Source organism: Calothrix rhizosoleniae SC01 (genome assembly GCF_900185595.1).
Lineage (GTDB): Bacteria > Cyanobacteriota > Cyanobacteriia > Cyanobacteriales > Nostocaceae > Calothrix_A > Calothrix_A rhizosoleniae.
On the sequence record NZ_FYBH01000147.1, the window covers coordinates 1 to 6,916 of the forward strand.

5 protein-coding genes are annotated in these 6,916 nt (G+C 37.5%); 3 read left to right on the top strand and 2 right to left on the bottom strand.

Translation table 11 applies throughout. From position 1 onward, the window contains the following. Window positions 1-31 precede the first annotated feature (31 nt). Window positions 32-1,252 (bottom strand): FG-GAP repeat domain-containing protein, encoded by a 1,221-nt coding sequence (locus tag CALSC_RS08795; RefSeq protein ID WP_088240990.1) that lies wholly within the window; start codon window positions 1,250-1,252, stop codon window positions 32-34. Between the two features lie 447 nt (window positions 1,253-1,699). Next, window positions 1,700-2,890, bottom strand: coding sequence for an FG-GAP repeat domain-containing protein (locus CALSC_RS08800; RefSeq protein WP_088240991.1), 1,191 nt, complete (start codon window positions 2,888-2,890; stop codon window positions 1,700-1,702). 642 nt (window positions 2,891-3,532) lie between these two features. Here CALSC_RS08800 and CALSC_RS08805 point away from each other — a divergent pair. The 3 genes from CALSC_RS08805 (at window position 3,533) to CALSC_RS08815 (ending at window position 6,878) form a co-directional block, all read left to right on the top strand. Continuing rightward, window positions 3,533-4,981, top strand: a complete 1,449-nt coding sequence (locus tag CALSC_RS08805) for a RecQ family ATP-dependent DNA helicase (protein WP_088240992.1) — start codon at window positions 3,533-3,535, stop codon at window positions 4,979-4,981. 523 nt (window positions 4,982-5,504) lie between these two features. Further along, window positions 5,505-5,720, top strand: coding sequence for a ParB N-terminal domain-containing protein (locus CALSC_RS08810; RefSeq protein ID WP_088240993.1), 216 nt, complete (start codon window positions 5,505-5,507; stop codon window positions 5,718-5,720). Between the two features lie 339 nt (window positions 5,721-6,059). Continuing rightward, complete coding sequence (locus CALSC_RS08815; protein WP_088240994.1) at window positions 6,060-6,878, top strand: DNA methyltransferase; 819 nt, start codon at window positions 6,060-6,062, stop codon at window positions 6,876-6,878. Window positions 6,879-6,916 lie beyond the last annotated feature (38 nt).

Below are 6,916 nucleotides of genomic sequence, written 5' to 3' on the forward strand. Positions count from 1 at the left end.
AAAATTGTTATGATCTAGATTGCTGTTTCAGCTAATAAGTAGTCCATTCTGGAGAAAGTTGAGGTAAAGGAGTTTCCGTCGCAGTAGTACCATCCATTAACCAAATGCTACCATCACCAGTTTCAGAATTACGCCAAAAAACGTCTGTTTTCCCATCACCATCAAAATCACCAATACTGGCTTGAGAAGATGATTCATTTGTCGGTAGGAAAGCAGCAGTCGTAATTGTTGTACCATCCATCATCCAAGCTGTATTTTCTCCGGTTACTTGATTATGCCAAAAAATATCGGTTTTCCCATCACCATTGAAATCACCAATACTTGGTGTCCAAGATGAATCCCGTGATTCTAAAGAACCACTAATATTGAAAATTCCATTCATTAGCCAAACAGAATTTTCCCCTGTTTCCTCCTGTCGCCAGAGAATATCAGTTCTGTTATCACCATCAAAATCACCTAAACTAGCCACGTTCCAACTAGAGTCAAAACTTGATAGAGAAAACTCTGATAAATCTGTGCCATCCATAAACCAAACTTTATTCTCACCTGTAGTCTGATTACGCCAAAACAAGTCACTCTTACCATTACCATCAAAATCAACAACATTAGCAGTCCAGCTTGAGTCCTGTTGAGATAAAAAGGCAGTCTTAGTAACAGTGGTATTATTAATTAACCAAGTGGCATTTTCACCTGTAGTCTGATTGCGCCAAAACAGGTCACTCTTACCATCACCATTGAAATCTGTAATACTGTAATTCCAATTAGAATCAATATTTTGCAGATTTACACTTGAAGAAACTTTTGTTCCATTCATCAGCCAAATGAGATTTTCACCTGTAGTTTGATTGCGCCAAAACAGGTCACTCTTACCATCATCATTGAAATCTGCAATACTGTAATTCCAATTAGAGTCAACATTTTCCAAATTTTCGGCAGATAAGATACTCTCTCCATTCATCAACCAAATGGCAGTTTCTCCTGTTGTATTATTACGCCAGAATTTATCAGTTTTGCCATCACCATTGAAATCTGTAATAACTGCTGCATTACTAAACACAGGATTGGGATTAGGATTGCTTCCCGCTAATTCCAGTTCTGGTTCATCTAAAAATACTTGTGATGAACTGCTGGAGTAAAAATTTTGATTGTTGCTATCCAGGTTTTCATCAAAACTATTGGATGATGAGTTAGGAATAGATTGAGTATCAATTATTTCTTGAGATTTTTTTACAGAAGATACAGCAGATAACATAATATTTCTTGTTGGTATTCTTCATTATTTTTACTTATTATTTTGATAATTTATGTCATCAATCAACATCTAATTAATGTTGATAATGTTGTTGATTATATATATTCTATTGATATTTTTGCTATTGATATACTAACCAATAAATTTTATTGAATAGATATAAAAAGTAGAACTGACGTTGCCAGTTCTACTTTTAATTATCATGTTTTACTCTAGAGAAGTGAGGCTTTAATATTGATCAGTAAAGACTGATATATTTATTTTGGGGTTTAAGGAGATTTCTAGAATTAAAATTACCAGGCGATTACAAATTCACCGTAGGGGCGCAAGCCTTGCGCCCTTGTCATTGGTAAAATTATTTTCAGAAATAACCTAAGTTCCCACCAAAGCCTTGATAACTGTGCCTTCTATCGAGGAGTTACTTTTACACTGATTGCAAAATACTTCCTAAAAAGTCACCCATTCCTGGGAAAGAGTAGCAACAGGAGTAGTAGTATAATTACCATCATTACTTACCAAAGTTACGTAGTTATCACCAGTACTCGAATTACGCCAGAGGATGTCAGTATCGCCATCTCCATCATAATCACCAACAGTCGCTTGCATACCAGCACCAGAATTACCTAACTCGACTTTAGACACATTTCCACCATCCATGATCCAGACAGTACTCTCACCGGTTTCTTGATTATGCCAGAGTATATCCATTGTGCCGTCACCGTCGAAGTCTCCAATACTAGACTCGAAACCAGTACCGACAGTGTCTAGAGTGGTTGCATTAGCTTGACTACCATTAATTTCCCAGAGGGTATTCTCACCAGTGGCAGAATTAGTCCAGAGAATATCTGTAGTCCAGTCTCCATTAAAATCACCAACTTTATAATCCCAACCAGCACCAAAGGTATCAAGGGCAGTCTCAGTAGCTGTTGTACCATTCATAAACCAGATGGAATTTTCACCCGTTTCGGTATTATGCCAAAAGATATCGTTAGTGAAGTTAGGGTTAAATTCTCCCATAGTATAAGTCCAGGAAGAATCTTTGTTTTCTAAAGTAGATGAAGACTGAATGCTTGTCCCATCCATTACCCAAATAACATTTTCCCCTGTTGTCTGATTGCGTAAAAAGATGTCTGTTTTACCATCACCGTCAAAATCGCTGATGCTATAGTCACTAAAGCCTGTATCAACAGTTCCTAAAGAGGCTTCAGAGGAAATGCTAGTGCCATCCATCAGCCACATAGTCATTTCACCAGTCTGTTGGTTTTGCCAAACTATGTCTGTTTTACCATCACCGTTAAAATCGCCAATTGTAAAACTAGATGTTGCCATAGTATTGAGATTAGCTTCTGAAGAAACATTTGACCCATCCATTAGCCAAACTTGTGTTTCTCCAGTTTCGGTGTTGTACCAAAATTTGTCATTGTTCCCATCACCGTTAAAGTCTGCATAAATAGCAGGGCTAGTAATGTAAGGACTAGTGTTAAAACTTGCTGAGACATCGGAAGATGAAGAACCACTCAGACTCGATACAGAAAGATCTTGATTGTCTTCAAAAGTGTTTATGGATGATGCAGTATATTGTGATTCGGTATTAACTGTGGATAAATTATCGGATTTCGCAGTTGAAGATGTGGTCATACTATTTATTGATAACTGATTTCTATAAATCTTTTAGCTTATTCTTCAACTTATTTTCAAGTGTTTTTTAAACACATTTATCGGGCTTAATGTTTTATTAATAAATGTCATGAATCTTGGATGGGAGTATGTAACTATAGCTGCAAAAGTCAATTATATTAGGTGATAGAAGCCTATGAATACTTAGTTTTTATTTTGTACTCTACAAAATATATAGTAATTTTTCAACTGTTTTTTATGGACATATGATTATTTTCAATATTAACAATTAAGTCAGTAGTAAATTATTGTATGGGGATTGATAACATGTTTGGCAAAAAGTTAACCAATAACAAAATATTATTGAATTTAATTTATTTAGGACTTATACCAATTCTGTATGAGGCTGCGTTTAATTGCCTTCACCCCAGAAGAGTGGGGCTGCCCAAACATTAGACGCGGAGCGGCTTCCCGCAGGGTAGACACCTGCGTGGGCTGAATTCGGCGCATTTTTATAAAATATATCTCCGAAAAAGAATATAAAAGCCTTATGTAGTCAGGGTAAATATCTCATTTCCGGAGAAGTCTAAAGAAACTGATATAACTACTGAACTATTTCGTCAAGGATAGGGGATATATTCGTGAATCAATACCCACCGAGTTATGAATCATCTTGCCACAACATCCTGGACAAAAGCCCGCAACACTTTAAAACAAGTTTGGGGTTATGAAGACTTCCGTCCACCCCAAGGAGAAATTATTCATAGTTTGCTGGCAAAGAAAGATGCTTTAATTATTATGCCTACAGGTGGGGGCAAGTCTATTTGTTTTCAAGTACCAGCCCTATTGCAAACTGGATTAACTTTGGTAATATCTCCATTAGTAGCACTGATGGAAAACCAAGTCCAGGATTTACGCCAACGTCAATTGAAGGCAGCACTTTTACACAGCGAATTACCTATCAAACAAAGGCGAATAACTCTCCAAGCTTTAGAAAGGCAACAATTGAGGTTGTTGTATTTATCCCCAGAGACTTTATTAAGTCCCCAGGTATGGGAGAGATTATGTCAACCCCAATTGATAATTAATGGTTTGATTCTGGATGAAGCCCATTGTTTAGCTCAGTGGGGGGATACATTCAGACCAGCTTACCGCAGATTGGGAGCAGTCAGACCAGCATTATTAAAGTCTAAGCCACCAGGAACAAAAATTGCGATCGCAGCTTTTACCGCTACAGCCGATCCCGCAGCCCAACAGATAATTCAAACGACTTTACAATTACAACAACCAAAGGTTTTCCGTCTCAATCCCTACCGCCAAAATATTTGTCCCCAAATACGCACAGTTTGGACACCAAGGGGTCGCAAACAACAATTATGTCAATTTATTCAAAATAGACCCAAAAAGCCGGGTTTGGTTTATGTCCGTACCCGCAGAGATAGTGAAAATCTCGCAGCAATGTTATCGGGTATGGGATATGTAACGGCAGCTTATCATGGGGGATTGGGGGGAGAAATACGCCGTCGTCTGGAAGCTGATTGGTTGGAGGGGAAAATCCCCTTTGTTATTTGTACCTCAGCCTTTGGTATGGGGATAGACAAGCCAAATTGTCGGTGGGTAGTCCACTTTCAAGCCCCTTTATTACTATCGGAATATGTGCAGGAAATTGGACGTGGGGGAAGAGATGGGAAAAAAGCCGAGGCGCTGACTTTGATTAGTGAGCCTACAGGATGGTTAGCTCCAGAAGATAAGCAAAGGCAAAGATTTTTTCTGGATAAAATGCGATCGCAACAACTAGAAGCCCAGAAGTTAATTAAAAAGATACCATCCCAGGGGGAAGTTGCAGCAGTTGTGAAAGAATTTCCCCGTGATGGTGCGATCGCTCTTTCTCTTCTCCACAGTCATGGACAACTAAAATGGCTCGATCCTTTTCATTATGTTGTGGTTTCTGGTAAGCAAAAATCGCAGAAAAAGCAGCTTGATGCGGCTCAACAAATGAATAAATATTTAAATACGAAAAAATGTCGGTGGCAATTTTTATTAAATGCTTTTGGGTTCAGCAAAGAGGCAGAGAATTGGCGTTGTGGGCATTGTGATAATTGTTGTCGGTAGGAGGAGGAAGAAATAGATGGTAATTGAGAGAAATATTGGTGATAACTGTATATATTCAACTGCCTATTAACTAAAATGCTTTTTAGAGCGCGAATCTATTCGATTTTTTTTCTATTATTGCAACAACAACAGAAACTGACACCGTGTGCAGCTTTTTTTGCCATTGATTTTAGTAGTTTTCAGAAAAGGAACTTTGCCAAAGAAAGGCTGAAATACTTATTCTGGCGTAGAAAGTTGCACACCGTGTGAAACTTCAGTTATTAAATGATGAAATCTTGATAGTAAATATGTACTATTTAAGAATTAGCCAGTATAATTTTGCAAGGGTGGCAAGAAAACTTAACCTTGTCTCTCTTAAGGGAACTCCAGAAAATAGATTATCTCATGTTGTAGTGCAGGCATCTTGCCCGTTCTTTATCATTAGCAGGCAAGATGCCTGTACTACAAAATATTTTGGGATATTTTTTAATTGGAAGTCCCTAAAGACAAGTAACCTCAATTCAGTAGTGCTTGGTTTTGAATCATGGCTAGAAGACAATCTAATGTTAAATCTCACCACCAGCAAGTAGAAGAGTTAATCTACCATCCCTATGTTTTCTTATTTCCGCCTTTGAGCCAGGAAGAATTTTATAACTTGAGGGCAGATATTAATATCAATGGGCAAGGTATAGCAATCACAGTCTTAAAGGGAACTAATCAAATAATTGATGGTAGGCATCGTTACGAAATTTGTAAATAATTAGGTATTCAGCCGAAGATTGACTATGTAGATTTAACTGAATCTCGAGTCTTATGGAAAGTTATTTCACTTAACGTTAAACGAAGGCATTTAAACGAAAGTCAAAGGGCAGCAATTGCTGCTGATATTACAAACCTACAAAAAGGTGGCAATGGGAGCAATCAACATTTAATTAAAGAAGCTGCTGAACAACTAAATATTGGAACTAGAACTGTAAAATCAGCAAAGTCTATTAAAGATTCATTCCCTGATGTTTGGGAGTTCATCCGCAATGGAGAAATAACAGTTGCAGATGCTTATCAACTGAGAACAGAACCTAATGAAATTAAAGAAGAAGTCATGAAACGGTTCAACCAGGATAGGTTAATTGGTAAAAGAATAAAAAAGTTAGCTAAATACCGTAAAGATGTTAAGCAGGAAGTAGCTAAAAAAACAATTGAGCAGGCGGTGGATAAGATTTTCTCTATGGAAATATCAGAGTCACCATCTGTCTTGTTTGGTGATGTATGGCAATTAGGAAATCACACTTTAACTTGTTGTGATTCTTCTACTTGGGATGCACCGCCTGCAAAATTAGCAATTGCAGATCCACCTTACAATGCTGGAATTGCAGATTGGGATATAGGGTTTGAATGGAATCATGATTGGTTAATTAAGAAAGCTGATTTAGTCATTGTTACTCCCGGAGACGAGTCTTTTGCTCACTTCCTTAAAAAGACAACTATGCCCTACAAATGTATGATTGGACATTGGATAAAAAATGGTATGAGCAAAGGACCTATGGGGTATAGGAACCATATTATTGCAGCAGTGTTCTGCCGGGAATCTAGTCCTTATAAGGTTACGGGAATTCGTAATCAAAACTATTCTGAGGGCATTATCCAAATTATAGATGGTGATGATAATGATCATCCTGGTAGAAAACCTATTGATTTCGTCTTAACCTGGATTGACCGATTAACAAGCAAACATGATGTTATTGTTGACCCGTTTTTAGGTAGCGGTACTACTCTTATAGCTGCGGAGCAATTGGGTAGAATTTGTCATGGTGCAGAAATTAACCCTGACTATTGTGCAGCGATTTTAGGGCGGTGGATGAGTGCTAATAGAGAAACTCCAAAAAAAACCATAAACTTAATTGACACAGTTAGAAGATAGCTGTATCATATATTGAAAAATATAATAGTATTTTAAAC